Source organism: Priestia aryabhattai (assembly GCF_023715685.1).
GTDB classification, from domain to species: Bacteria; Bacillota; Bacilli; order Bacillales; family Bacillaceae_H; genus Priestia; species Priestia aryabhattai_B.
Window position 1 is genome coordinate 670,737 of sequence record NZ_JAMBOQ010000001.1, and the last position, 26,419, is coordinate 697,155.

General features: G+C 37.9%; 32 protein-coding genes. 5 read left to right on the plus strand and 27 right to left on the minus strand.

The genetic code is table 11. The annotated features are described in order from the left end of the window. Positions 1–300: 300 nt before the first annotated feature. From bshC to M3225_RS03425, 6 genes are all read right to left on the minus strand, one after another. Positions 301–1,926, minus strand: coding sequence for a bacillithiol biosynthesis cysteine-adding enzyme BshC (bshC, locus tag M3225_RS03400; RefSeq protein WP_251391121.1), 1,626 nt, complete (start codon positions 1,924–1,926; stop codon positions 301–303). Between the two features lie 90 nt (positions 1,927–2,016). Beyond that, on the minus strand, positions 2,017–2,400 hold the full coding sequence (locus M3225_RS03405; protein ID WP_013058968.1) for a DUF3397 domain-containing protein: 384 nt from the start codon (positions 2,398–2,400) through the stop codon (positions 2,017–2,019). 1 nt (position 2,401) lies between these two features. After that, a complete protein-coding gene (locus M3225_RS03410) occupies positions 2,402–3,283 on the minus strand; it encodes a 2-dehydropantoate 2-reductase (protein ID WP_251391123.1) in 882 nt (293 codons plus the stop codon). 157 nt (positions 3,284–3,440) lie between these two features. Continuing rightward, positions 3,441–4,982 carry an acyl-CoA carboxylase subunit beta gene (locus M3225_RS03415; protein WP_251391125.1) on the minus strand — a complete coding sequence of 514 codons (1,542 nt, stop codon included), beginning with the start codon at positions 4,980–4,982 and terminating at the stop codon, positions 3,441–3,443. A gap of 19 nt (positions 4,983–5,001) precedes the next feature. After that, entirely contained in the window at positions 5,002–5,214 is a 213-nt protein-coding gene (locus M3225_RS03420; protein WP_013058971.1) for a biotin/lipoyl-containing protein, read from the minus strand. After that, entirely contained in the window at positions 5,211–6,563 is a 1,353-nt protein-coding gene (locus M3225_RS03425; protein ID WP_251391127.1) for an acetyl-CoA carboxylase biotin carboxylase subunit, read from the minus strand. The genes M3225_RS03420 and M3225_RS03425 overlap by 4 nt, the downstream gene beginning before the upstream one ends. Positions 6,564–6,876: 313 nt before the next feature. Between M3225_RS03425 and M3225_RS03430 the strand changes: the two genes are divergently transcribed. Continuing rightward, entirely contained in the window at positions 6,877–7,347 is a 471-nt protein-coding gene (locus M3225_RS03430) for an N-acetyltransferase (protein ID WP_013058973.1), read from the plus strand. Positions 7,348–7,428: 81 nt separating this feature from the next. On the opposite strand, the gene M3225_RS03435 is transcribed toward M3225_RS03430, so the two are convergent. The 4 genes from M3225_RS03435 to M3225_RS03450 all read right to left on the minus strand — a co-directional run bounded on the left by M3225_RS03435 (position 7,429) and on the right by M3225_RS03450 (position 9,903). After that, positions 7,429–8,031, minus strand: coding sequence for an RsfA family transcriptional regulator (locus M3225_RS03435; protein ID WP_251391129.1), 603 nt, complete (start codon positions 8,029–8,031; stop codon positions 7,429–7,431). Positions 8,032–8,209: 178 nt separating this feature from the next. Further along, a complete protein-coding gene (locus M3225_RS03440) occupies positions 8,210–8,977 on the minus strand; it encodes an enoyl-CoA hydratase/isomerase family protein (protein WP_251391131.1) in 768 nt (255 codons plus the stop codon). A 168-nt stretch (positions 8,978–9,145) separates the two neighbouring features. Beyond that, on the minus strand, positions 9,146–9,319 hold the full coding sequence (rpmF, locus tag M3225_RS03445) for a 50S ribosomal protein L32 (protein ID WP_013058976.1): 174 nt from the start codon (positions 9,317–9,319) through the stop codon (positions 9,146–9,148). 65 nt (positions 9,320–9,384) lie between these two features. After that, positions 9,385–9,903 carry a YceD family protein gene (locus tag M3225_RS03450; protein WP_045290236.1) on the minus strand — a complete coding sequence of 173 codons (519 nt, stop codon included), beginning with the start codon at positions 9,901–9,903 and terminating at the stop codon, positions 9,385–9,387. A 179-nt stretch (positions 9,904–10,082) separates the two neighbouring features. Between M3225_RS03450 and M3225_RS03455 the strand changes: the two genes are divergently transcribed. Continuing rightward, positions 10,083–11,282 carry a nucleotidyltransferase gene (locus tag M3225_RS03455; RefSeq protein ID WP_251391134.1) on the plus strand — a complete coding sequence of 400 codons (1,200 nt, stop codon included), beginning with the start codon at positions 10,083–10,085 and terminating at the stop codon, positions 11,280–11,282. A gap of 27 nt (positions 11,283–11,309) precedes the next feature. Here M3225_RS03455 and M3225_RS03460 read toward each other — a convergent pair whose 3' ends face one another. Next, positions 11,310–12,326 (minus strand): SepM family pheromone-processing serine protease, encoded by a 1,017-nt coding sequence (locus M3225_RS03460; RefSeq protein ID WP_308215716.1) that lies wholly within the window; start codon positions 12,324–12,326, stop codon positions 11,310–11,312. Continuing rightward, on the minus strand, positions 12,316–13,113 hold the full coding sequence (locus M3225_RS03465) for a patatin-like phospholipase family protein (RefSeq protein WP_251391136.1): 798 nt from the start codon (positions 13,111–13,113) through the stop codon (positions 12,316–12,318). The genes M3225_RS03460 and M3225_RS03465 overlap by 11 nt, the downstream gene beginning before the upstream one ends. A 443-nt stretch (positions 13,114–13,556) precedes the next feature. Between M3225_RS03465 and ylbJ the strand changes: the two genes are divergently transcribed. Continuing rightward, a complete protein-coding gene (gene ylbJ / locus M3225_RS03470) occupies positions 13,557–14,765 on the plus strand; it encodes a sporulation integral membrane protein YlbJ (RefSeq protein WP_251391138.1) in 1,209 nt (402 codons plus the stop codon). Between the two features lie 59 nt (positions 14,766–14,824). Here ylbJ and coaD read toward each other — a convergent pair whose 3' ends face one another. Both coaD and rsmD read right to left on the minus strand, forming a co-directional pair. After that, positions 14,825–15,319, minus strand: coding sequence for a pantetheine-phosphate adenylyltransferase (coaD, locus tag M3225_RS03475; protein WP_251391140.1), 495 nt, complete (start codon positions 15,317–15,319; stop codon positions 14,825–14,827). A gap of 35 nt (positions 15,320–15,354) precedes the next feature. Beyond that, positions 15,355–15,924 (minus strand): 16S rRNA (guanine(966)-N(2))-methyltransferase RsmD, encoded by a 570-nt coding sequence (gene rsmD / locus M3225_RS03480; RefSeq protein WP_251391143.1) that lies wholly within the window; start codon positions 15,922–15,924, stop codon positions 15,355–15,357. 612 nt (positions 15,925–16,536) lie between these two features. Between rsmD and M3225_RS03485 the strand changes: the two genes are divergently transcribed. Next, on the plus strand, positions 16,537–16,923 hold the full coding sequence (locus tag M3225_RS03485; protein ID WP_251391145.1) for a DUF7147 family protein: 387 nt from the start codon (positions 16,537–16,539) through the stop codon (positions 16,921–16,923). Between the two features lie 79 nt (positions 16,924–17,002). Here M3225_RS03485 and M3225_RS03490 read toward each other — a convergent pair whose 3' ends face one another. After that, the gene (locus tag M3225_RS03490; RefSeq protein ID WP_013058985.1) at positions 17,003–17,278 is read right to left on the minus strand and encodes a YlbG family protein; all 276 of its coding nucleotides are present in this window, start codon (positions 17,276–17,278) and stop codon (positions 17,003–17,005) included. Between the two features lie 77 nt (positions 17,279–17,355). Between M3225_RS03490 and M3225_RS03495 the strand changes: the two genes are divergently transcribed. Further along, positions 17,356–17,670: a hypothetical protein gene (locus M3225_RS03495; RefSeq protein ID WP_251391147.1), complete on the plus strand. Its 315-nt coding sequence runs from the start codon at positions 17,356–17,358 to the stop codon at positions 17,668–17,670. Between the two features lie 5 nt (positions 17,671–17,675). On the opposite strand, the gene M3225_RS03500 is transcribed toward M3225_RS03495, so the two are convergent. The 12 genes from M3225_RS03500 to aroA form a co-directional block, all read right to left on the minus strand. Next, complete coding sequence (locus M3225_RS03500; RefSeq protein ID WP_251391149.1) at positions 17,676–18,122, minus strand: YlbF family regulator; 447 nt, start codon at positions 18,120–18,122, stop codon at positions 17,676–17,678. 100 nt (positions 18,123–18,222) lie between these two features. Beyond that, positions 18,223–18,609, minus strand: coding sequence for a hypothetical protein (locus M3225_RS03505; RefSeq protein ID WP_251391151.1), 387 nt, complete (start codon positions 18,607–18,609; stop codon positions 18,223–18,225). A gap of 99 nt (positions 18,610–18,708) precedes the next feature. Continuing rightward, entirely contained in the window at positions 18,709–18,945 is a 237-nt protein-coding gene (locus tag M3225_RS03510; RefSeq protein WP_013058988.1) for a YlbE-like family protein, read from the minus strand. Positions 18,946–18,950: 5 nt separating this feature from the next. Further along, positions 18,951–19,370, minus strand: a complete 420-nt coding sequence (locus tag M3225_RS03515; RefSeq protein ID WP_251391153.1) for a YlbD family protein — start codon at positions 19,368–19,370, stop codon at positions 18,951–18,953. An 82-nt stretch (positions 19,371–19,452) separates the two neighbouring features. Next, a complete protein-coding gene (locus M3225_RS03520) occupies positions 19,453–20,040 on the minus strand; it encodes a DUF1405 domain-containing protein (RefSeq protein ID WP_251391155.1) in 588 nt (195 codons plus the stop codon). 135 nt (positions 20,041–20,175) lie between these two features. Next, positions 20,176–20,943 (minus strand): menaquinol-cytochrome c reductase cytochrome b/c subunit, encoded by a 768-nt coding sequence (locus tag M3225_RS03525; protein WP_251391156.1) that lies wholly within the window; start codon positions 20,941–20,943, stop codon positions 20,176–20,178. A gap of 110 nt (positions 20,944–21,053) precedes the next feature. Further along, the gene (gene qcrB, locus M3225_RS03530; protein ID WP_013058992.1) at positions 21,054–21,728 is read right to left on the minus strand and encodes a menaquinol-cytochrome c reductase cytochrome b subunit; all 675 of its coding nucleotides are present in this window, start codon (positions 21,726–21,728) and stop codon (positions 21,054–21,056) included. Positions 21,729–21,731: 3 nt separating this feature from the next. Beyond that, on the minus strand, positions 21,732–22,232 hold the full coding sequence (locus M3225_RS03535; RefSeq protein WP_013058993.1) for a QcrA and Rieske domain-containing protein: 501 nt from the start codon (positions 22,230–22,232) through the stop codon (positions 21,732–21,734). A 205-nt stretch (positions 22,233–22,437) separates the two neighbouring features. Continuing rightward, positions 22,438–22,896 (minus strand): YpiF family protein, encoded by a 459-nt coding sequence (locus tag M3225_RS03540; protein ID WP_251391158.1) that lies wholly within the window; start codon positions 22,894–22,896, stop codon positions 22,438–22,440. 117 nt (positions 22,897–23,013) lie between these two features. Continuing rightward, positions 23,014–23,559 (minus strand): ReoY family proteolytic degradation factor, encoded by a 546-nt coding sequence (locus M3225_RS03545; RefSeq protein WP_013058996.1) that lies wholly within the window; start codon positions 23,557–23,559, stop codon positions 23,014–23,016. 97 nt (positions 23,560–23,656) lie between these two features. Further along, entirely contained in the window at positions 23,657–24,919 is a 1,263-nt protein-coding gene (locus M3225_RS03550) for a tetratricopeptide repeat protein (RefSeq protein WP_285885222.1), read from the minus strand. Positions 24,920–25,111: 192 nt separating this feature from the next. Next, positions 25,112–26,401 (minus strand): 3-phosphoshikimate 1-carboxyvinyltransferase, encoded by a 1,290-nt coding sequence (aroA, locus tag M3225_RS03555; protein ID WP_251391160.1) that lies wholly within the window; start codon positions 26,399–26,401, stop codon positions 25,112–25,114. Positions 26,402–26,419 lie beyond the last annotated feature (18 nt).

Consider the following 26,419-nt stretch of genomic DNA (forward strand, 5'->3'; position numbering starts at 1 on the left):
TGTATACAAAAAGCAAAAAACGGTGTTTTTCTTTGATATATATACACGTTTATATTATATATCAAAGTTCAACATTATTTCAGCTATTTATATAAGAATTAAGTAGAATTTTGTCTTTTTGTCACAAATAGTGTCATTTTGTTAAAAGTAGGACATATTCGTAGAATAAAATGTCAGGAATATAAGGTTTTTTTGTGTAATTAGAAATAAATACCTTATGAGGATCCAATTGGTTTATATTCACCTTGTAGACTTGTTCTCTTTTCCAAAATAAAAATCCTGCTTTTCAGCAGGATTTTATTAGACATAACAGACTTTTAACTGGTGATTTAATTCGACTTCAGCACTTAGTAAATCTGACACAAATTGCATACCATAGCCGTTTAAATAATACATAATATTCCACATGCGTTCTTGTGGAGCATTGTAGGGACGAAGAGCAAGTTCAATTTGAGCATATTTTGAATGCTTCACATCGTGCTTAATTAGCTGTTTGGATTCGACAATCTTTTGAATGGTTTCAAACTGCTTTTGAATAATCGCTCGATTTTTAAGCATTACTTCATCAAATGTTTTGTCTTCTTTTTGAATATTTTCACGAAGAGTTTTATGAATTTTTTCGAAATCTTCTTTCGCTTTTTCAAAATACATTTCGTACGGGTTGTGAACTTCTGTCTTAAGCCAGTGCTCCCTCTCTGCATCTACGCCTTCGTTAATTACGTTCGAAAGGTCTAACTGAAGTTCATCCATATACTTCTCGATATGTCTTTCTACGATTGCATAGGATAACCTCGGGACCACGGGAGGCATTTTAAAGCTAAATAAAGAAAATGCTTTTTCAAGCTCTGCCCAATACGCTACTTCCCCGGGACCTGCAATAAACGCAAGGGTAGGAAGTAAGTACTCCTGCATAAGAGGCCTAGTCACAACGTTATTACTAAGAAGCTCGGGCGTTTGTTTAGCAATTTGAACCAGCTCTTCTTTAGACAGCGCGAGTTCATTTTGCTTTCCAACAAACTGCTTTTGTTCTGCATCTCTTTCTAAAAGTACTCTGTTTTCGTTGTGTGAATAAAAGAGATGGGCAGTTTCTTCTCCCACTTCAATCATTCGTCCGTATTGTTTTTGGATCTCTGTTTGCTGCTTCATAACGGCTGACGATAATTTGTCATTTTGTTCAATTAACGTCACAAAGAAAGAAGATTCAATGCTACGCACTTCTTTAGAAGCTGCATCCATTAAAATAAGACCTGACTCTGCGAACATTGTGGTAACCAAATGAGCAAAGAAATCGACATAGGTACGTGATTTATCTAAGGCCTCTAAAACAAAGTGTAACACCTGATTTGTATGCGCCGTTTCGTTAAACGTTTGAAAAACATCACGAACCCAGCTTCTACAGGCCTCATGATCTAGTTCGATTTGGGAAACCATTTGCTTTTTCTTTAAAGAATGCTTTAACGTTTTCTTTAAAAGCTGATTTTTATGCTCTGTGTATACATGATTGATCTCAGCAAAATCATGATCTTCTCCAGCAATCCAAAATACCGGAAGCACGGGCACGTTTAAAGCTTCTTCTTGTTGTTTAGCTAGCAGCACAATCGAAATCACTTTATGAATTGTGTACAAAGGACCCGTAAGCAGCCCCGCTTGCTGACCTCCAACGACCACTACGCTGTTAGGCTCTTTTAGCTTTTCAATATTTTCAATCGTCTTAGAAGATGCTCCGTAGCGCTTATTAAAATCAAGCAGATACTCAGCAAGTTGTTCTCTTGGATAAGACTGCTTTTGAACATCTGTTAAACGTTTTTCATATACGTCTTTTTCGTGTATATTATAATGAAAAAAGGAAAGTGCTTGCTTTTCACCTTTTATGTAATCGTTCGTTAGTTTGTTTCCCGCCTTTAAAGAGACGTCTGTAATCTCCATGAAAGAACTTCCTTTCTTTTCCTAATACTTATATTCTCTACATATAGCTTCATTATCCATAATGTAACTGCTCACGTCTAGTAACATGCTTCACAGAGAGGAAATACGAAAAGCGATCCCACCTATATTTAACACAATATGTGCAATAAGAAACAAAACGAAATTCATCCGAAAGAACCCTTTCGCAATGAGCTTCATTTCTAAGTCATGTTTGACTTTCCAATGTACAAACATCATAATCATTGCTACAACTAAAAGGACTAACGCAATCAACCACAAAAAAGAGTGCCCGAAAATTTCCACAGCTGCATAATGCACGGACAAAATAAGAAAAACCGTAGTAATGTATGTTGCTATGTGGACAGATTTCCTTTTATTTTTCGTCAGTTTGCGTAAAAGCATGTATAGAATAAAAAAACCGACGAGCGGCAGAGTGACAAACGTCGCAAAAACTCCAGCAATAAAACTTCCCATGTTAATCACCCTTTTCTTCTTCGATTCCTTTTATTGACCCATATAAAAAGTCAACAATAGGTGTCGACGTTCTTTTTTCAGCAGCTTGTGTTTGGATATAACCTAAAATAGCATCAATTTCTGTTTGCCGCCCCTCCTGTATATCTTTTAGCATAGAAGATTGATTTGTACTTGTGCGCGAACAAACCCCCAGCGCATTTTCCCAATAATTAAAAGCTGAACCTAGTTCTAATACATCCGCAATCTCTTCAAACAATAGACGCATCGTTTTATAAAAGTAGCTGTTGTGAATCAGCTGCCCATTTTTCACGCGATACAGCGCCGTAAGAGGATTGATGAGCGCATTTACAACTAATTTCTTCACCAGCATCGCATACCAATCTGTTTCAATCACCCAAGGAAAATTCACAATTGGTAAGATAGACTCCATTTCTCCTCTGTACGAAGCAATACGGGTTGTTCCTATTCCTGTATGATGGACGCTGCACATATTTGTACGCATTGCCCCATGTTCAACTGTACCCAAATAGAGATTGCGTTGCGGAAGGTTTTTGAGAACTTCAATATGGCTCATACCGTTTTGGATAAACAAAAGGGGAGTATGTATAGTAAGGGTTTTTATATTAGGAATAATCTCTTTTAAATGATACTGTTTTACAGTAATAATGATTAAATCTGCTTCTTTTATGTTTTTTTCCAGAGGGATAGCACTGACTTTTTTAGGGTGATGTTCCCCTTGTCTATGTAAGGTAATTCCATTTTTGTTGATACACTCTGCTTGAGTTTGTGTTTTCGTGTACAAGGTTACATCATAACAATCTGATAAATACGCGCTAAACAACAGACCTAATGATCCGCCTCCAATAATACCTATAGTTTTCATTGTATTTTTTGTGCCTCTTTCTATTATTGAGTTTCATTTTAGCAAAAAAATGCTTTGAATTAAATGCATTCTTTAAATTTTACCTATTCATATAGCCCGTGTGATTAAAATCACCGGGCTTATTGTAAATTATTTAGAGTGATCCCGTTTTTTTCTATTATACGGGATACACCGGATGTTTACGACGGCTAAAGGTCACATTCTTTGTTTCATATAATCGAAAGCGGTCAATTAAAGTTCGACGCAGTTCGTTAGCAGGAACGATGTCGTCAATAATAAGTTCAGAAGCCAGCGTATAAATATCGATGTGTTCTTTATACTCCTGCTGTTTCTGTTTAACAAACATAAACCGCTCTTTCGGATCTTCAATTTCATTAATTTTATTAGAATAGACAGCATTTACTGCAGCTTCAGGACCCATTACGGCAATTTGAGCAGTAGGCAATGCAATGCAGCAATCCGGTTCAAAAGCTGGACCAGCCATAGCGTAAAGTCCTGCGCCATAAGCTTTACGCATGACTACGGAAATTTTTGGAACTGTAGCTGAACTCATCGCTGCAATCAATTTTGCTCCATGTCTAATGATGCCTGCTCTTTCTACTTTGGTTCCAATCATAAATCCAGGCACATCAGCTAAAAATAGCAAAGGAATATGGAATGCATCGCACAGTTGAATAAATTTTGCTCCTTTATCTGCTGAATCTACAAACAGCACTCCTCCTTTGACCTTCGGCTGATTGGCAATAATCCCTACTACTTTTCCATCTATTCGTGCAAGCCCTGTTACCAATTCGGCGGCAAACAGTTTTTTCACTTCAAAGAAGCTCCCTTCGTCAATAAGGGTATCAATTGCTTCATAGATATCAAACGGAACATTTTGATTCTCCGGAATTAGTTCTACTAAATCCTTTGTCTGCTTAGGCTCTTTAGCTTCTTGTACTTTAGGCTTCTCTTGATAGTTTTGTGGAAAGTACGTTAAATAAGATTTGGCATACGAAATAGCTTCTTCTTCAGAATAAGCTAACACATCTCCACACCCGCTAACGCTGCAGTGCATATGTGCTCCTCCCATTTCTTCTAGCGTAACCTTTTCTCCAATAACAGCTTCTGCCATACGCGGCGAACCTAAGTACATAGAAGCATTTCCCTCTACCATCACAACAATATCACAAAATGCAGGGATATAAGCCCCTCCAGCTGCTGACGGACCGAAGAGCAAACAAATTTGAGGAATGACGCCGGAAAGTTTTACTTGGTTGTGAAAGATCCGTCCAGCCCCTCTGCGGTTTGGAAACATATCTAATTGATCCGTAATACGCGCTCCAGCAGAATCCACTAGGTACAGCAAAGGCACATGTAGTTTTTCTGCTACTTCTTGAATCCGAATAATTTTCTCTACTGTTCTGGCCCCCCAAGATCCTGCTTTTACAGTAGAGTCATTGGCCATTACACAAACCGTTTCACCGTTTACTTTTCCAATTGCGGTTACAACACCGTCTGCTGGCAACCCTTCGGCCTTATTATTCGCAAACATGCCGTCTTCTTCATATTTCCCGTCATCAAATAAAAGGGCTAAACGTTCTCTTACAAAAAGCTTCTGTTGTTTTGCAAGTTTCTCTTTGTACTTTTCAGCGTTGCCACGCTCTACTTTTTGACGATTTTCATCATATTTTTTCTGAGATTCACCTGTATGTATCATGATATCTCTCCTTTATGAGTTATGAAATAGTCACCAAAACGTCACCTTCGTTAACAAAATCCCCCACGGCTATATGGACAGTCTCTGCAATACCGGCTTGATCGCTTTCAATAGGAATTTCCATTTTCATAGATTCTAATACAACAACAACTTCTCCTTTGGCTACACTTGCTCCTTGCTGAACAAACACATTAAATACCATGCCTGCCATCGTCGCTTTGATTTCACTCATTGTGGTGCTCCTCCTTTATTTAATACTGTTGATAATAACGATGTGTTATAGGTGCCTTTTTCATATAACTCTTCATTTAACAGCTGCTTAAATAGAGGAATATTCGTTTTGATTCCCTCTACGACAGCTTCTGTAAAATATGATTTAGCTAGTTCAATTGCATTTGCACGCGTACGACCAGTAATAATAACTTTTGCAATCATTGGATCATAAAAAGGTGTAACCGCATTCATATCACTGTAGCCGCTATCTACGCGTGCATAAGTTCGCTCCGGTAAGTGATAAGCCGTAATTTTTCCAGGAGCCGGTAAAAAAGTAAACGGATCTTCTGCATAAATTCGAAATTCAATGGCGTAGTTATTTGCTGCTATTTCTTCTTGCACACGAGGAAGCTTTTCACCGCGCGCAGCTAAAATTTGCCACTTAACTAAATCGACCCCTGCAATTTGCTCGGTGATCGGATGCTCAACTTGCAGCCGTGTATTCATTTCAAGAAAATAAAAATTTTCATCTTCATCCACAATAAATTCTACCGTACCTGCATTATAATAACCGATCGCTTTAGCCGCTTGAACGGCTTGGTTTTGCATGGCTTGTCGCGTACTTTCTTTTAAAGAAAGCGCAGGGGCTTCTTCAATCACTTTTTGATTTCTTCTTTGTACGGAACAATCGCGTTCAAAAAGATGAACGACATTACCATGCTGATCTCCAAACACCTGTACTTCGATATGTCTTGCGTTTGTGATAAGCTTTTCAATAAACATTCCTTCATGACCAAAATATGCTTTTGCTCTTGCTTTTGTTGAGGCATAAACTTGTTTTACTGCTTCTTCGTTATCGCAGCGCACCATCCCAATTCCGCCGCCTCCTCCGCTTGCTTTTAACATAACGGGATATCCAATTATGCCTGCTACTTTACAAGCCTCTTCAACTGACGTCACATCGCCTTCGCTGCCGGGGACAACAGGTACACCCGCTTCTTTCATCGCAGCACGAGCAGCAATTTTGTCGCCCATCATCGAAATGATTTCGGGAGAAGGACCGATAAAACAAAAACCTTCATCAATCGCTCTTTTAGCAAATGCACTATTTTCCGATAAAAACCCATATCCAGGGTGAATAGCGTCTACTTTTTCTTCATGACTAATTCGCAGCAGTTCTTCCACATTCAAATATGACTTTTGCACAGGAGGCTCTCCAATTCGACGTGCTTTCGTAGCCGCTTGAACATAAGGAAGTTCTGCATCTGCATCGGAATAGACAGCCACCGTTTCAATGCCCATTTGTTTGCATGTATGAATAATACGAAGAGCAATTTCTCCTCGATTTGCAATCAGTATTTTTTTCACCTTTCTCTCCCCTTTCCTCAAATTTCTACTTTCACCCATATAATTCTACAATAATTTTAAAACTCCTCTGCATTTTTTGAAAACGCTTTCCGATTGAATTCCCCTTCCCTTTTGCTTCCTTTCTAAAAATTGATACTTATAGTAATGTATTCTTCGTATTTAACTGAAAGAATTCATTTTTCTTTATGCGCATTGAATATTCGTTCACCAATCACGAAAACAGAATATTTTGTATTTTTGTTATATAATATTAGATGAACGAAACAAGCCAGTTCGTTCATCTAGCAAGGAGATAAAACAAGGGGGATATGGGATGAATTACGAAGTGAAGCATTTAAAAATTAACTTTAAAACGCTAGAAGAGTTCAAGAAATTCAAAGAATATGGCATTCAAGAACTTTCAATGCTAGAAGAATTACATGCCAAGATTTCCGATAATGAAATAAATTCTCCGTTTTACGGCATTTATTTTGGAAATAGCTTAGTGGCTCGCATGAGTCTCTATAAGCGAAACAAACAGTACGATCAATATTTCGAGCCGCCTCAAACGTATATTGAAGTGTGGAAACTTGAAGTGCTCAGCGATTTTCAGCGCAAAGGATTAGGTCAAACGCTCGTTGAATATGCGAAATCTTTTCAATTACCTATCAAAACAAGCCCACGAGTAAAATCGAGTGATTTTTGGTCAAAAATGGGGTTCGTACCTGTAACGTATGATATCGATCGTGATTTGGGAGAAAACCCTCTTATTTGGCTACCAAACGGTGTAAGCGAACAAAAATAAACAGCTGATTTCCAGCTGTTTATTTTATATCTATGTGGTATATATGATCAACATGAAGTAGGGAGCATTCAAACTATCGCTTTACTTTTGAACTTTTTCTAAATTTAAATTTTTATCCACTTGAAATTTCACTTTTCTACTTTTTTCATCCTCTTTTAATACAACCATTTTACGAGCCCTCTCCATAATTTCAATAAGAGCTTTATAGTCATCTTCCACAATTAACAAGTTGTTTTGCAAAGCTTTTTTTTCTTTTTCCAAAATCGTTACTTTCTCTTGTAAACGTTCAATCTTTTGCTGCAGTTCTTCATTAGCTTCGAGAAGCTCCGACGAGTGTTTTTGCCCTTGATCTACATTTTCTAAATACTTAATTACCTCGTTAAGCGAAATATGTTTCTCTGCTTCCATATATGATAAGCGTGCAGGCTGCTCGTCATCTTTTGAAACAGTTCTTGCTTTTAATTCTTTTCTCTGTTTTTTCGCAAGATCAATACCAGTCTTGTATTGTTTGCGCACAAAAGAATTCCAGCGGAAGCCACAAGCTGCTGATGTTCGTGTAAGTTTCTTCCCCACTTCTTCAAATGCAGCTAGCTGAGTGCCACCTTCACGTATATGACGCAGTACAATTTCTGCGAGTAATAAATCTTCATCTTGAGTCCATGCATCTTGACGAGAAGAAGTCATTTTTCTATCCCTCCTTATCCGTACTTATTAAATGAATATGCACCTACTAGATAAGATAGACTATTGTTCCTCTTCTCAATCAAGAAAATCTTTCATATACTTTGAAGCAGAATGGGAAACCCGTGATTCTTTCATCTTTCGCTTATTAACTATATTCCTATGGAAATGCAGTTCATAACTATGTTTTTTTAACCATGACCTTTTGAACCGCTTCTTCATGCTCAGGCGACTCCCACAAAATCGAACAGCGATGAATTTCTTGTTCCATTCGATTCCAAACCTGGCTTTGCTCCCATTTCTCAATAGCGACTTCTTTGTAAGCTTGCAATACCTGGGTCGATTTATGAGTAATAGGCGCTAACCACTCCTCGCACCTCATAGTTAGCTCTTTAAACGACGTAACATAGGAAAGAAATCCAATTTGCTTTGCTCGTTCTACTCCATACAGCTGAGCACTGTAGATCATTTCCATCGCTTCTTGATAACGCAGCTTTTCAAGAAGAATAGTTCCTCCTCCCCAGCCTGTTGTAATTCCTAAATTCCCTTGAATAAAGCCCATTTCGCTATGTGTTGCACTTATACGGAAGTCACATGCAATCGCAAGCTCACATCCTCCTCCAACTGATGTTCCATTCAGAAGGGCAACTGTTGGTTTTGGGAGTGTTAAGATATCATAAAGAATTTCCCCCATTTTCGTTAACATTTGAGACGCCTCTTTAGAAGTCTTTAGCTCATGAAATACGCTTAAATCTCCTCCACTGCAAAATGCGTCTGAACCAGCACCTGTAATTACAAAAGCTTTTACTAACTGATTATGTTTCACATAATCTACAGCTTGCTGCAGTTCATTCATAACATCATAATCAATGGCATTACGCTTTTCAGGACGATTAATCACAAACGTAGCAATGCCTTGGCTTGTAGTGAACAGCTCGCTTTTTTTCATCTTTTTTCCTCCTTATAGACAAGGTATGAATCCTTTTACAACAGTAATTGTTTATTTAAAAAGAGTTCTTGTTCTATAAGGAAAATCCTTCTCTTCCAAAGGGCAGAGAAGGAAAAAAGGCAAAAAAATAAAAGACCCTTTAAGAGGGTCTTTTATTTAAATAAGCAATTATTTGCTTACTACGTCATTTCCTTTGTAAGTACCACAAGCTTTACATACGCGGTGTGATAGTTTCATTTCACCACAATTTGGGCACTCTACCATACCAGGAACTTGTAATTTAAAGTGCGTACGACGCGTTCTTTTCTTCATTTTAGATGTTCTTCTAAAAGGTACAGCCATTATTCCCACCTCCTTAAAAGAATTTTAAAATCATATGAAGGCCCGAAAGCCGGATCTTCGCATTTTTATTTCTTTTTGTCTTTAAAGAAATTTTCGAGTACGGCTAAGCGGGGGTCTACTTTTTCCTGCTGTTCTTCTTCGGTAACAACTTCCCAGTCTTTTCCTGACTGTGGAGCTGCTCCTGCCGCTTGCTGATTTTCACTAAATACCTGCAGAGGAATTTCAACAATAATTAACTCTTGAATCAAAGGTTGTAAATCAACCGTTTCTCCCTCTACAACGCGTACTTCAGCATCTTCTTCATAATCAGCATTCACATTCAATAAAAACGTTTCAGTTGCGTTAATTTCAAACGGATACGGAACGTCAACTAATGTACGAGCACAAGGCAACGTCATTTCTCCTGAAATCTTAAGGTGAAACGTTACTTTCGAAGAGCTAATGTCGGCTCTTCCTTTCACGTTTACATCTGACATTCTACGAATTTGAGGATCAGCATTCATAAACTCCTTGCCGTCAATCACTTCGTCAAATGTTAGACCTTTATTTTGCAACTGATACAATTGATGTATTGTCCATTTCATTGTTAATCACCTCAAGGCAACAAAGGTTATTATAGCTTTCACAAGATTATTTGTCAATATTTTTTCTTTACACTATAATGTACTTAAATATGCTTTTTTGTAAAAATTTCTTACTTTCATAAAAAAATGTTTTTAAAACAAAGAGCTAGACTAAAAATAATAAATTAAAAGGAGACATTATGCAAGCAGTTGGAATAATTGTCGAATATAATCCTTTTCATAACGGACACGCTTATCATTTGCAGCAAGCGAAACAACAAACCGGAGCAGATTGTGTGATTGCTGTGATGAGCGGGCACTTTTTGCAGCGCGGAGAACCTGCTCTTGTATCGAAATGGTCCCGCACAAGAATGGCTTTAGCCGTTGGTGCAGACTTAGTCGTTGAATTACCCTATGCTTTTTCTACTCAAAAAGCTGAAACATTCGCAAGCGGCGCTATTTCTATTTTAGAATCCCTTCACGCTGACTTTGTATGCTTTGGCAGCGAAAATGGCAATATTGACTCATTTGCCCGCACCGTTGATTTGCTCGAAGCTCATGAATCAGAACTATCCATTTTAATTCAACAAGAGATGAAAAAAGGAAACAGTTATCCAAAAGCAACTTCCAATGCTTTTTTACAGCTTTTCACGGAGGCTCCTATTGATCTATCTCAGCCAAATAATGTGCTTGGAATGAGCTATGTAGCTGCCATTAAAAAACAGCATGCATCTATTAAACCATATACGATCACTCGAATTCAATCACATTATCACGATGATTCCCTGTCTTCCTCTTTTATTTCAAGTGCTACAAGCATACGTAAAGCTATTTTTGACAGCAGCGGCCATGGGGACCTGAGCAAGCATATGCCAGTTAGTACGGCAAATGAATTAGCAGCTTACAAACAAGCACACGGACAGTTTCATCATTGGGAGCATTATTTCCCATTTTTGAAATATAAATTATTAACTACTCCTCTTTATGACTTACAGCGTATTTATGAAATAGAAGAAGGTATTGAACATCGGCTGCTATCTTATATTTCTTCATCTACTTCATTTGAAGATTTTTTAACAAATGTTAAAACGAAGCGATATACGAGAACCCGTTTACAGCGCATGTGCGTTCACCTTTTAACCAATACAACAAAAAGTGAGATGCAACAAGCTGATCCTTATATTCGCTTATTGGGAATGTCAAAGACGGGACAAGCCTATTTAAAAACAGTTAAGAAAAAGCTGTCCCTTCCTATTGTATCCACTGTATCACAATGTAAACTAAAAGAAATTGATACCGATATTAAAGCGACACATGTTTATAGTATGCCGTTTCAGGAGCCTCTGCGCTCTCAGTTTATGAAACAAGAATATACGCAGCCCCCTATCATTTGGCCATAAAAAAATCGTCTCTTGCAGACGATTTTTTTATGGTTTCAGCTTTTCTAAATATATTACGGCATCCGAAAATGAATCTACGGGTACAATTTTCATATCACTGTTTATTTTTTTAGCTGTCTTCACTGCTTCTCGGTAGTTAGAGCCCGCGGCCCCTTTTTCATTTGGTGCAAAGAAAATCTCTGCTCCTTCTTTATCTGCGGCTACAATTTTTTGCGAAATACCTCCGATTGGTCCTACCTCTCCTTTATCATTTATAGTCCCTGTACCTGCAACGCGGTGGCCTTTTGTCATGTCCTCTTTAACAAGCTGATTATAGATTTCAAGCGAGAACATCAGTCCTGCTGAAGGCCCTCCTATTTTTTCAGTATCAATATGTATATCGGGCTTAACTTTTAATTCTTGATTCGTTTCTAAGGCAATTCCTAGACCTACTCGTTTAGGCTCATCAGGAAATGCTTTAACTTTTAGAGTATGTTTGCTTTCTTTGCCATCTCTTTTTACATAAATTGATACTGAATCTCCTGCTTTTTTAGTCGATACGTAGTTGATTAAGTCCTCAGCAGTTTGAATTTTTTTCTCGTCTACTTTCGTCACTACATCTCCAACATGAAGTTTTCCATGTGCAGGCATACTTTCTACAACATATGTAACATAAACGCCTTTATTGTGATAGGAAACGCTCTTTCCAGCTGCTTCATACGCTACTGAAATAGCGGCATTTTTTGACGTATCCATCATATGTAATTGCCTTGTCGAGTAATCTTCATCGCTTTCACCTTGCTGCAAAATTTGCTTTGTAGGGAAAATTTCATGAAAGTCCTGTATTTTCGCAAGACCATATGAAAGAGGAGTTGCTCTACCCATTCTTACAGTTGTAAGCATAAACGTCCCTTTTTCATGGTATCCATCTTCTACTTTAATAATAGGCGCAAGTTCTTCTGCCATTCCAGGCTTTGTAATGTAGTATGGCAATGGATAAAAACAAAGCATTGCCACCACTGCAATAACAGCCAAATATACCAAAATTCTAATTCTAGATTTCACTTTTTTTGTTCTCCTTCCAGTGATCAATTGCTTGTAGAATAGAAGGCAACTGCTCATGTGCTGCTTGTTCACCAATTGAAATCATTTCTTGAATGTTTGTAAACGCTCTGGAACTAAAAGTATCGAGATTAGGACGAATCATAATGTCTGAAACAATGGACCGATGAGCTACTAACTCATCTTGCAAAATATCTAAACTTTGCATAATGACATCAAAAATGGAGCTGATTTCTGCATTCACTTTCGCTTTTGATACATCGACTCCAATGACAATATCAGATCCCATTTCTTTTACAACCGATACAGGAATACGGTCCACTACCCCGCCGTCTACAAGCAATCGCCCATCAATTACTTCGGGAGCAAAGATTCCTGGAATTGAAATACTTGCTCTCACCGCTTCAGCGATAGGGCCTTTTTTAAACACCACTTTCTCTCCTGTTTTCAAATCTGTTGCTACAATGGCAAACGGTATAGATAACTGTTCAATGTTTCTATTTTGCGTAAAAGTGCGAACTAACGATTTTACTCTTTTGCCCGTAATAAATCCCATTTTAGGCACGGTAAAATCCAAATAATACTTTCGTTTGAACGTTAGCGCCATTTTATAAAGAGTTGCTAGTTCAATACCTGACGCATATAGTGCACCAACTAAAGCTCCCATGCTGCTGCCAGCTAGAAAATCAATAGGAATATTATTTTCTGTTAGCGTTTTAATTACTCCTAAATGTGCAAAACCTCTAGCTCCACCTGAGCCTAACGCAACTCCTATTTTTGGGCTTTCCACTTTACCTGCCCCCTCGTTTTACCTTATAGACTTCTAAAAATGTAAAAACATTTGATGAGCTTCTCTATCATTGTTGCCCTGTCTTCGGTAGGACTATTCTTCATTTTCTATTTGTTCATTTAGTATGAAGCTAAAGATATGTTTTGCTCAATCCACGGTGGTTATTAAGCATTATACTATACTGAAGGTTGTTTTAAGAAATTCTTACTCTTCTCTTACTGCGTACACTAGAAGTGTATTGATTTATGTATATGAATTGTATTTTCAAATGTGACAAGACGCCTTTTTATTCAGTATGAATTTATTTTCTCCTTACTCGTAGGCATAAAGTCGATGCATAGCTTCGTATATTGATATATAGAAGAACTTGTACATTTGCCTAAAACTCCTCATTTCATTCATATCAAAATGACGTGAGCTTAGAAAAGGAGATGAATCGTTCGTTGAATAAATCGATGGTGAAAACACTTCTGCTCGGGACGAGCGTAACACTTCTCGCTATTGCGCTTATTGTATATCCAAAAGAAGCGCTAGAAGGTTCAGTAAGAGGTCTCAACACATGGTGGAAGGTCGTCTTCCCTTCTCTGCTGCCCTTTTTTATTGTTTCAGAAATGCTTATTGGGTTTGGCGTAGTAAAGTTCATTGGAATCTTATTAGAGCCGTTTATGAGGCCTTTATTCCGAGTACCTGGAGTAGGGGGTTTTGCTTTAGCAATGGGTATGGCTTCTGGGTTTCCTTCAGGTGCAAAAATTACTTCCCGGCTGCGCCAAGAAAAGCAGCTAACAGCTATTGAAGCTGAAAGACTCGTATCATTTACTAACTCATCTAACCCTATTTTTATTTTTGGAGCCGTGGCAGTTGGCTTTTTTCACAATCCAGCTGTCGGTATCATATTAGCTCTCTCTCATTACATAGGGAATATTTGTGTAGGACTGGTGATGCGTTTTTATGGATCAGCAAAACCTAAAGAACAAGTAACTCAAAAACCTTCTTTATCGTTAGCTTTTCATGAAATGCATAAAACGCGATTAAAAGATAAGCGTCCTATCGGGAAGCTTCTAGGAGATGCGGTTACTTCTGCTGTTCAATCTCTCTTAATGATTGGCGGTTTTATCATTTTATTTTCTGTATTAAACAAACTTTTATATGTTACTCATATCACGGCTATTTTAAGCAGCGGTTTAGCTTATTTATTTTCCTTTTGTCATATAGGGACTGAACTGAGCCTCCCCTTTATGTCAGGGCTTTTTGAAATCACGCTAGGAAGCCGTCTAGCAAGTGAAGCGCCAGACACGCTACTTTTTCATCAAATTATCATTGTTAGCTTTGTATTAGGCTTCAGCGGTTTCTCCGTTCAAGCACAAGTGGCTAGCATACTCGCCGAAACAGATATTCGATTTTTCCCGTTTTTTATTGCGCGAATTTTTCACGGCTGTTTTGCGGTAGTATTCACTATCTTTCTATGGGGTCCTCTTCGAGAATCCATTACTACTTTTCAAGCATCTGAAGGAGCACTGCCTGTTTTTTCTCACTTAGAGTCTGTTACGATTCTATCGCAGTGGCTAAACGTGTACGGTCCGCTCTTAACAATTTTTACGCTTTGCTGCTATATTTATATATATTCAAAACGAACGTTTCTTCATCGTTCCTAGTAAAAAAAGAACGTGCACCTCTTCTTATCAGCAAAGAAAACGTCACGTTCTTTTTTATCTTATTTTTGAGACAGCTGTTCAAATTTTTCCGCAAGCGCTTCTCTAACAAGGGGAGGAACTAATTCAGAAATATTCCCTCCATATTTAGCTACTTCTTTTACAATACTAGAACTTAAAAACGAGTATTGATTATTTGTCATCATAAATAACGTTTCGATTTCTTTATCTAATACGCGATTTACAGATGTGATTTGCATTTCGTACTCAAAATCCGATACTGCACGCAAACCTCTTAAAATGGTCTTTGCCTGCTTTTCTTTTGCATATTCCATTAATAATCCGCTGTACGACTCTACTACCACATTAGGAAGTGATTTTGTTACTTCTTTCAGCAAAGCTACTCGCTCTTCCCCTGTAAATAGAGGACTTTTTGAAGAGTTATTTAAAACAACCACATAAATCGTATCAAATACATTTGCGCCTCGTTTAATAATATCAAAATGTCCATTTGTAACTGGATCAAAGCTTCCTGGACAAACAGCTATACTGCCCATACGTATCCCCTTTCTACATCTAACAGCTCATTGATTTATTCAACTGATTCTTCTTCTTTGTATGTATAAATAGAAACACCAATGATACCGTACGTTTCGTTTTTTATTTTTTTAAATAAACCAATCTCATTATCTAAATGTACATCATGAGAATGCTCCGCTACAATAATTCCTGTTTTTGCTAGAAGATTTTCTTCACTTACCGTTTCGATAAGCGCTTTCAACTTTTGTGCTTTATACGGTGGATCAAGCAAAAGTAAATCGACAGTCAGCTCCCTTTTCTTTATCGCTTTCAGTGCACGTTCTGCATCATTTCGATACACTTCAGCGCGTTCTTCTAACCGGCAAGATGCTAAGTTTGCTTTAATCGTCTGAATCGCTTTGCCATCCCGATCCACAAAAATGACTTTATCTATTCCTCGACTTAGAGCTTCAATTCCCAAGCCACCGCTTCCACCGAACAAATCAAGAGCTGTTCCACCTTCAAAAAACGGTCCAATCATATTAAAAATAGCTTCTTTCACCTTATCTGTTGTAGGGCGGGTTGAGTATCCTGGAACCGCCTTTAACGCATGGCCTTTATATGAACCTGCTACTACTCTCATCCTTATCACTACCTTACTTTTACTTCCTTATTCTTCATTATCCTAACATATTTTGAATTACAAAGACTAGCAAAAATCCTCAATTTATTCAATGCTGTATACATTCTGTGCAATAACCCAGCAGCTTGCTTTTATGGTGGACTTTTACGACCGTGTCCTTAGATAAACTGATTCCCTTCTAAAAGATACACCTATGAAGATCATTCGGCATTTAGTTCATAGAAGATTTCCTTTACTTTAATATGTCATAATAAACGTAAATCCACCCTTTTTCTCTGTCATGTTATCAGTCTTTTATGTTTTAAAAAGTGAATTTCACAAGACAGGTATATGAACGTTTAAAACGGACATACTGACTAGTAACAACATCATCTAACCGATGTTGTTGCCAACCGCGGAGAAGACTTACGTTTCCCCATAAGTTCTTCCTCCGGTTTCTCCTCTCCCTTTGCCTTCATCAAGGTGCTTGTAATCGCAGAGGTGATTACACCCCTTTATTGAAGGGCCCTACAATGAGTAGTTGTAGGGATTTTTTTATTTACTCTTAAAATATTCAGTGATACATTAAACTACGTGAGTTTGCTTTTTTAATACATAGAGGGGGAAATACATATGATTCAGCGTTTTATTGAGCTCGGAGAAGGGTATTCAGATATTTATGAGCTGTTAGAGATTGTCAAAAGCAACAAACATCGTCTTGCTCATCTTATTATGCTGCGAACAGTAAAAGAAGATCGACAAGTAGCTTCTTTTGTCGCTGTCTTGCATCCAACAGCTGAAGGGAATTTCCAACCGCTTTACATTTGCCGAGAAGGAATTGTTTTAAAACAAAACGACAGCAAGCGCGTTGAGTTATTTAAACGAGCAGCTGAGGAAGCGGGAAAAGAAATTGTGGTACTCGATGTCAAACCATCTACTACATTTCCAGAAACAGCACTATACTATCAGCACCTTATTGGCATTTTGCGAATGAACCGCTTTATTCCGCCAATGCAATAATCTCATCTTATCCCTACCTATTCGTTTGCTAAGGGCAAGTAAAATAAAAAAAGGAATGTACATCACATTCCTTTTTTGTTTAAATTCCTATCTTATAGTCATATTCCTTCGCTTTATCAGGCTTTGAATTTTCGAATTCTGTTTTTAAAAACGGCCGATAAGAAGGATCTACTTTCTTCACAAAAGGTAGAGACTGAAGTTTATGGATTGTTTTTTCAATGCCATCTTGGTTGCAATATAAGACAACATACTTTAATTCTTTAGATACGTAATGTACATTTCCGTACTTTCGCAATGCTTTTGCTTGCTTAACAGAATGCACATACGCCACAATTCCTTGACGTTCAACAAACATATTTAGTTCCCCTTTTGCATACGTTATATTGGTTTTCTTTATCATAAATTCTTTTATATGAAGTAGGTGCTTTATGTATGAATTTAGATGATATCTGGATGCTCTTTCTTACTCATTTTAACGAGCACGGAGCTATTGAACAAGTCATTTTCAAAAAAATCACAAATATACCCTTTTTGTATATAAACACATCAATTAAGCGTAGAAAAATAGATGAGCTTCTAGAAGCTTCATCTATTTTTGCTATATCCAATACAAATGCTACGTGGCGCTCGACTTTTGTCAGAAGTCAGCATCTTACTTATGTCTATCAACATAGGTTTTACGTTCCACAGCGTAAAATGGCCTGCTGCGGAAATTCCTGTGCTGATTGCATTCGATTTATACAGTGAACGGCTTATGCGCTGCACCCACAGCTTCCACCAGATCCGCAGCCACCGCCGCAGCTGCTTCCCGTATCAAAAAACGGATTTCCCGTCGGTACTTTAACGTGATCTGAAACAGCTTGACCAAGGATAACGCTAATTTCATCAAGCAGCTTTTGTAATTCATTTTCTGCTTTTTTGAACGTAGCGATTGTCGCGTGTAAATCAACTTGACGCTTTACATCACGTACTTGTCTCGTAATGGTTTTATAATCAGGATGATATTTTCCAAATCGCTGAACATCCTCATACTGTTCCTTTATTTTCATAAATTCAGCAATTAATGCCTGTGCATGTGAATCTTTTTTTAATCTATATAAACATTGACGATAGTTCTCGGCTATGTCTGATTGTAACACCATGTTAGCTACGTGATCAGACTCATCGAGTAATTCAACAGTTCTCATTGTTGTCAGCATGGCTGTGCACCTCCGTTTTTATCTTATCACGTTTTGGACCTAAAGAAAAAGAACTTGCTAAAACAGCTTACACTGATTTCCTACAAGTTCTACTTTTTAACTATATAATTTCAACCGTAAAGGTATTCCTCACTTGATAACTTTCTTCTTTAGATTTCATTAGTTCAATCGTAACAGTATGAGATCCTTTTGGAAGATCACTTAAAACAAAGGCTGCTTGCTTCATTTCTTTAAATGGTTTTCCATCTACTGTGATTTGAAGGAATCCACTCTCTGTTGAAAATGAAAACCCGCTTAGAATACATTCGACGTATACATTCTGTCCTTTCACATGCTGATGTACCATCAGTGAAGGTTTTGCATTCATTGCACCAAAAGTTTCAGCTACCCGCAGTTGAGAGGAAATTTTAGTTTCAGGTTTTGGTTTATCATGGTTGCATCCTAGCAGAGAAACTACACATAATGCCGTCGTTAATAGTAAGCGCATAATACCATTCCTTTATCATTCGTTTCTCCATAGTGTTTACAAACTCTTTGTTTTTACTCATGACGTGCAAAAATCTCTGCATCGCTATGTATGCAGAGATCATTGATTTTTCATGGATTGAAACATATGAAACATCATGTTTGCCATTTGAATCGAATTCGAAAACTTTTCGACTTTATGAGGAATCGTTTGTTTATAGTAGTGTTTGGATTCTAATTCAAATTTCTCCAGTTCTTCAGGATTTCTAGATAAACGCCGGTACCACATTGGCTGTTCACGAACGAAGTCGTTGAGTTTAGGACGAGACTGCATATACTCATATATATCTTTTCTCATTGCGTTTAATCTTTCCTAAAGCCAAATGGATTCCCTGGCCCGGAAGCTGCTCCTCCACCTGATGGCTTAGATGGTTGAAATTGCTGCAGTACTTGTTGAATATTCGAAATGGCTGAATTTACATTTGTGATATGATTTTGCATTTGATTCAAGTCCATGTTTTTCAGCGAGGATACAATTGTACCCATAATATCTTTTTTCTCCTCTTTCTCCCCTGTTGCAGCAGCTGGTTCAGCCTTTGCACTTTCTTCTGAACGATATGCCTCCCACATTGGATCTTCTGCACCGAATAAATACCAATCTTCATAAAGCTCTTTCCACGTTTTTTGCTGCTTTCGAACCTGTTCCACTAATTTTGGATGTGATTTTACAAATTGTTTAAATTCCACAACGGACGGATGAAGCTCTCGTTTGGTTTCCTTCACAGTCACTCACCTCATACTTAAATATAGCCTACTATATCTTAGAAAAAGAGAGCTCGTTTGGTTCGCCTATTTCAAAAAAATTTTATAGCTGTTTTTTTGAAGAGACACGAACTGTGAACCAGTATGTAATGAAAATAGATAAAATGCTTAGCCAAAATGTAAAATAACCAATCTCAGACATATACGCATTGAGCATGCTGTATCTTGGCATCATAGAAAAAACGTAATCAATGATATCGTTATGCACAGTCCATACAGCGGCAACGGCTAAATGCCATAATTTAATCCGATAAAACGGTACGTATAAAAGCCCTTGAAAAGCCATTGCTGCATGAGAAGCCATTAACATGAGCATCATCCAATCAATGTATCCTGTTAATACATAGACCAACATATTCATTACGACGGCCCAAATACCGTATTTAAACAGCGTGATCATTGCTAAAGCTTCAAATAGTGAAAAATGTTTTCCAAGTAAAAGACCGATAAGTACAATGACAAAAAACAAGCTTGCTGTTGGACTATCAGGCACAAATAATAAAAACTTCTTAGGTGTTTCTGCTAATTGACTACCATACCAAATATATCCATATATTGTTCCCAATATATTCACAATCAGCAAAAGCGTTAAAAAACGCTTATCTTTTAAGGTATACCATAACCAAGCCATTTAGAAAGCCTCCTTTACATTTGCTCTCTTCTTTATTATGTACAGTTTTTGGACAATAGCAAGCATCTATCTCCTCGACGTAAAACACCACATTAAATAAATTCAAAAAAAAACCAGCCCTTTGGCTGATTTTCATTATTCTTTTCCTAAGTTGCCGACAAATTCCGATAGCGTTTTCAATTCTTTATCTGAACCTTTGAAAACACCTTTTGGCATATTGCCTTTACCATTTTTTGCGATATTGGCGATTTCTTCAGGAGATAAATCAATTCCTGTTAAAGCCGGAGCCGCAGGGCCTCCCTGTAAGTTATCACCATGACAGGTCAAGCACGTTTGCTCTTGCATGATTTTGTAGCCTTCTGAATTTTTGTCAATCGTTACTTCTTCTCTAATTTTCCCTTGCTCTTCACGTGCTTTCCAATCCACCTGTGTCGCTGACTGCCACGTTAGGAAAAAGACTGCTGCTATAGCCAAAAGCATGAATCCTGTTGCAAACGGTCTCTTAGCTGGTCTTCTTTCTGGTCCTCGATCAATGAACGGAGCAAGCATTAATGCGCCAAATGCAATCCCTGGAATAATAAATGCACCTATAATATTATATGGCCCAGAAGCAAATGAATATTTAAGCAATTGATATAGGAACAAAAAATACCAGTCAGGAAGAGGCAAATAGCCCGTATCAGTCGGATCAGCAATACGTTCAAGAGGAGATGGATGAGCAATGGTTAAACATAAATAACCAATTAAAAAAACTGCTCCTACCATCCATTCTTTTAGTAAAAAGTTTGGCCAGAATGCTTCTGTTTTCCCTGGAAATTCAGAGTAATCTTTTGGAATATTAGGTTTTCGTTCTGCAGGAACACGTGAATCTCCAACAAACTTCATCCCTTTACCACGATGCATGTTCTCCCTCCTTTTTCTCACTGTTCTAGTGAAAGCACTAACAACGGAGTATGTGCTTGATGCATATGATGACTAGTGTGATTGACTAACTGAATAAAGCGTATAAAATTTTATAAAGGTCCTGAAATTCCTTGTTTACGAATCATTAAGAAGTGGGCACCCATTAAGCCAAGTAGGGCTCCGGGTAAAAAGAATACGTGAATGGCGAAAAAGCGAGTTAGTGTTTGCGCACCAACGATGTCTGGATGTCCTGAGAGTAATGTCTTCACTTGCTGGCCTATAATTGGTGTGGATTCAGCAATTTGCAAACCTACTTTCGTTGCAAATAGCGCTTTCATATCCCACGGCAACAAATAACCTGTAAAACCTAAACCTAACATAACAAAGAAAATTAACACACCCACAATCCAGTTTAACTCGCGGGGTTTTTTGTATGCTCCTTGGAAGAAAACACGAAGTGTATGTAAAAACATCATGACGATAACCAAACTTGCTCCCCAGTGATGCATACCTCGAACAATTTGTCCGAAAGCGACTTCATTTTGCAGATAATAAACGGATTCCCATGCATTTTTTATATCTGGTACATAATACATGGTTAAAAACATGCCTGATAAAATTTGAATAACGGTAACAAAAAACGTCAATCCACCAAAACAATACACAAATGCTGAAAAATGATGTGCAGGATTTACGTGCTCTGGCACTTCATGATCGGCCACATCTCGCCATAAAGGAGTAATATCTAGCCGTTCATCCACCCAGTCATAGATTTTATTCAACATCTTCTATGCCCCTCCTTGTGGTTTGGCTTTTCCTAGATATAACGTACCGCCTTTTACTTTTTGAACGTATACATCTAACGGTCCCATCGGTGGTGTCCCCGGTACATTTTTACCGCTTTTTTCATACATTCCCCCATGACAAGGGCAGTAGAAACGATGTGGATAGTTTTTGTCACCAGCCCAGTTAACCGTACAGCCTAAATGCTTACAAATTGGTGACAGCGCGACGATTTCACCTTTATCAGTTTTGTACACCCAAGCCGATCTTGGTTCTTCTGATTTATGCCACGCATCAACTTGCTTGATTTTAAAATCGACACGTTTCGGCTCTTTCGTAATGTCTTTAACCTGCGCTACAGCTACTAAATCCTGACCCGCTTCTTTTTCCAAAATTGGATCTACTGCAAAGCGCACCATTGGCATTAACATTCCAGCAGCCATGAATCCCCCTACACCAGTGAGCGTATAGTTTAAAAACTGTCGTCTTGATACCCGATCACCCATGCTTTTCCCCCCTTTAAAAAAGTTCAGTCCAGAGAATTTTGGACACATGATGGACCATTCTATTAAACTAGGACATAATCATGATATATTAATATTTCTGGAAGGTCAATACAATAAAAACCTAAAACATGGAAATAATCTTTATTTTTCTAAATTTTTTGTCATTATTTTGTTTGCGCTTTCATTACTTATTCTACAGCCTTTTTTAAACACTCCATTTCTCTACAAAAATCGGCAAGAGCTGTTGAACTTGTTCATGTATGAGCGTATACTTATGCGACTCATCTATATGCTCAAGCGGTAAAGCAGGTATCCAAATGCAGTAAGCCCCTATTTCTTTTTCATACTGCAGCCAGTCTCGGTCGCTGGTAAGCACAAAAAGGTGTTTTACTTCATTGTCATTTATATGCTCATTCCAACGAAGTAATGTTTCATAAACAGCAGCTACTCCATCTTTTTTTAAGTATGTAAAACTAGGTGTTAAAATCACTCTCCCTTTAAATTGCCTCTCTAATTCTTCAGCAAGAGCAGTCGTATATTCACTCATAGATGCAGTAAGCTTTAAATCTTCTCCAAAATCAATCGGAATGAGTGGAACCAATACGGTATCAACATAACTTTTGGATTGTAGATACACATCCATTTCCTTGGCCTGAAGCTTCAACTTTCTTCTCCTCTCAGCAAGCTTGCTAAGGCTTGTCTTATTTATTTTCCAAAATGAATAAGGAGATAAAAAAAGAGATTGACCTTTTTCTAAGAAGCTAGCCAATCTCTCGTTTATCTACTGTACATAATGGTTATTTAAATATTCGCTTAAGCGCTGAAATTCCTCTTTATCATTTTCATCTAATGCTTTATCAATTAGTTCCATGATTTTTGATCGTTGAAATTTCTGAATAGATTCTTCTAATATTTGCTCAGCTAATACTCTGTCTTTTTCATTTGTTTGATTAGCCTTTGGCATATACGGATTGTCTTCCAGTACAGCAACATATTGAGGCGATGAATACAACGATCGGAAGTTTAATTGAATATAAATATCTTCTTCTCGATTCAAACGAATATCATGAAATGATTTTTCTGCATCGGTTGTCATGATATTTTCTTTATAAAAACGAAATGGAGGGTCTTCCACACAGTGCGTAGACATCACCATCCCGCGAGGACAAAACTGTGCTTGCTCAACGAAGTGAACTCGTTTCATCAATTGATCATGGCTCATCAAATAATTTAAAATCCATACACATTCTCTTCGCTTTAGCTGATAATTCGTTAAAAACCAGCGAACAAATTCTTTTTTCTCGTTGACAGTAACAGGGGTCGTCATATTCTCACTTCCCTCCTCTGTGTTTAAACTCTCAGTTAAAACACCTTTTACAATTATTTATTCCACACGGCAGCAATAAAATCCTCTGAACTATTATTTATTCTTCTAATTGAAATAATATGTCTTGAATTTCAACAGCTGTTGGATCCATTGCTAATAAGGCTTGGAAAATTCTCTTCGCTTTCGAGCGCTGTCCTTCTTCTAATAAGAAGTAGCCATACTCTTCTAAAAACGCGTACTCTTCTTTAAAAACAGTGTATGCAGATTCATAGTATTTTAGCGCTTCTTCATAATTTTCCAATTCTTGGTGAGCTTTTGCTAAATCCCATTCAAAATGAGGGTCATGCTCATTATATTCTTTGGCGTGCTCGATATTCTCTACTACATCTTCGTATCTCTCTTGACTCATATAAAGTTTAGAAAGAGTTAAAATAGCTTCAATGTACCCTGGATCTAATGCAATCGCTTGTTGAAATGCCGCTTCAGCCTCTTCTTCTAGACCGCGCTTTAATGCAATTTTACCTTTAAAAAAGTAGAGTTCTTTTTGAAATTCATCCTGCGCAAGACCTTCATTGACAGCCACCGCAGCCTCTTCTAGCATCTCTTCATGTTCATATGATTTCGCTAAATATAAATAAAGAGAATGGTACTCACGATCTAGCTCCTTTAGTTCTGTGAACTTTTCAATAGCGGTCTGATAATGACCTGCTTGATACGCTGAAATCGCATATTCAAATAGTGTGTTAATCTCAAGCTTATCTTTTAGCGCTTGATCAAAGTAAGGAAGCGCTTCTTCGAACTGGCCGATACCTGCTAAACTTTCAGCTAATCGCTGACGAAGATCCGTGCCGTTAAATTCTTTTTCTGTTTTTAACAGTGCTTGATAAAAAGGGATTGCCTTTTGGTAAATTCCTTGACTGCTGTAAAATTCACCGAGCCCAAAATCAATAACCGGTTCATTTGGAAGCATTTTTTTCGCTTCCATTAACTTTTGCTCACTTACTTCACTAAGGCCTTGCATTTGATATAAATCAGCTACAAGAAGCAGAGCTGGCACGTAGTTATCATCTTCGCTGCTAATTTGATTTAAAATATGAATTGCTTCTTCTTCTTCTTCTAAATCAATAAGCATTTCAGCTTTTAATAAATACAGCTCACCTTCTTCTGGGTATTTAGTGATGAGCTCGTCTATTAAAGGCAGCGCATCATTTACTAATCCCCACTCCTGCAGCTGTTCAGCCATTAAAAATTTTTCTTCGTCTGTAGCTTTATCTTTTAATTCATGAATAAGGGCAAGACCTTTTTCAATTTCATTGGATTCTACGTAACCTATCGCGCGGTCTAGTTCTTTCACACACAATTCTCCTTTATTATTACATTCACTTTTTATATAAAAATAAAACGAATTAATTTTCTATTTTTTCCAAACTCAAAGCAAGAACACATGCTTCTATACACCATGATAAAATAGTTTGAGCGTTTGTTCAACAAATCAATTTGAATACGCTTACATTTTTTCTGATAAAAAAAGGAGAAGAAAACTCTCCTTTTCTTATTCGCTTAGTTTATCAAGATCTTCAAAGAAAGTAGGATAGGAGACGTGAATGGCTTCACTTCTCTTTAGTGTTACATCCCCTGTTGCAATGGCTGCTGCTACCGCAAGCATCATTCCAATTCGATGATCTCCGTAGCTGTCTACTTCACCGCTTTGTAAGGCCGTCTTGCCTTCAATAATGAGGCCATCAGCTGTTGGAGTAACAGAGGCACCGAGCTTGCTTAACTCCGTTGCAACCGTATCGATACGGTTGGTTTCTTTTACTTTTAGCTCTTCGGCATCTTTAATAACCGTTTTCCCATTCGCCTGAGTCGCCAAAAGAGCGATCACTGGAATTTCATCAATTAAACGAGGAATTAAATCGCCCCCAATTTCAATCCCTTTCAACTGAGACGTTTCAATCGTCAAATCGCCAATAGGCTCTCCATTTTGAATACGTTCATTGGAAATTGTAAGGCGTGCACCCATTTGCTGAAGCACATCAATAATACCTGTTCTTGTAGGGTTCAGTCCGACGTTTTGCAAAACAATTCGGCTGTTTGGAACAATGGCTCCTGCAACAAGAAAGAACGCAGCTGAAGAAATGTCGCCAGGTACGTATACATCCGTTCCACGAAGGGATTGTCCTCCTTCAATACTTACAGTCGTTCCATCTGCTTCTACGTCTACTCCAAATGCACGAAGCATACGCTCTGTATGGTCACGTGATGTAAAAGGCTCGGTTACTTTTGTTGTGCCTTCCGCATGAAGTCCCGCTAGTAAAATTGCTGATTTTACTTGTGCACTTGCTACAGGAGAGTGGTAATGAATTGCTTTTAAAGCTCCTCCTCTAGTGGATAAAGGCGTATATTGGCCATGCTCACGCCCATCAATCTTTGCCCCCATCGAACGCAGGGGCACCGTAACGCGGCTCATTGGACGCTTGGCAATCGACTCATCTCCAATTAGAGACGTATGAAATGCCACACCTGCAAGAATCCCCAGCATTAAACGAGTAGTCGTTCCTGAATTTCCTACATCTAGGATTGAGACAGGTTCACTTAATCCTTCGATACCTTTACCTTCCACTTCGACATACTCGCCTTCTCTTTTAATCGATACGCCCATCTTTTCAAAACAAGAAATAGTACTTAAGCAATCTTCACCTGCTAAAAAATGATTAATCGTTGTTTTCCCTTCTGCCATCGCTCCGAACATCACAGCTCTGTGAGAAATCGACTTATCCCCAGGAATAGAAATTTCTCCTTGAAGAGATGAAAGATTAGTTTTTAATTGTTTTCCACTCATTTAATTCACACCTTTCAA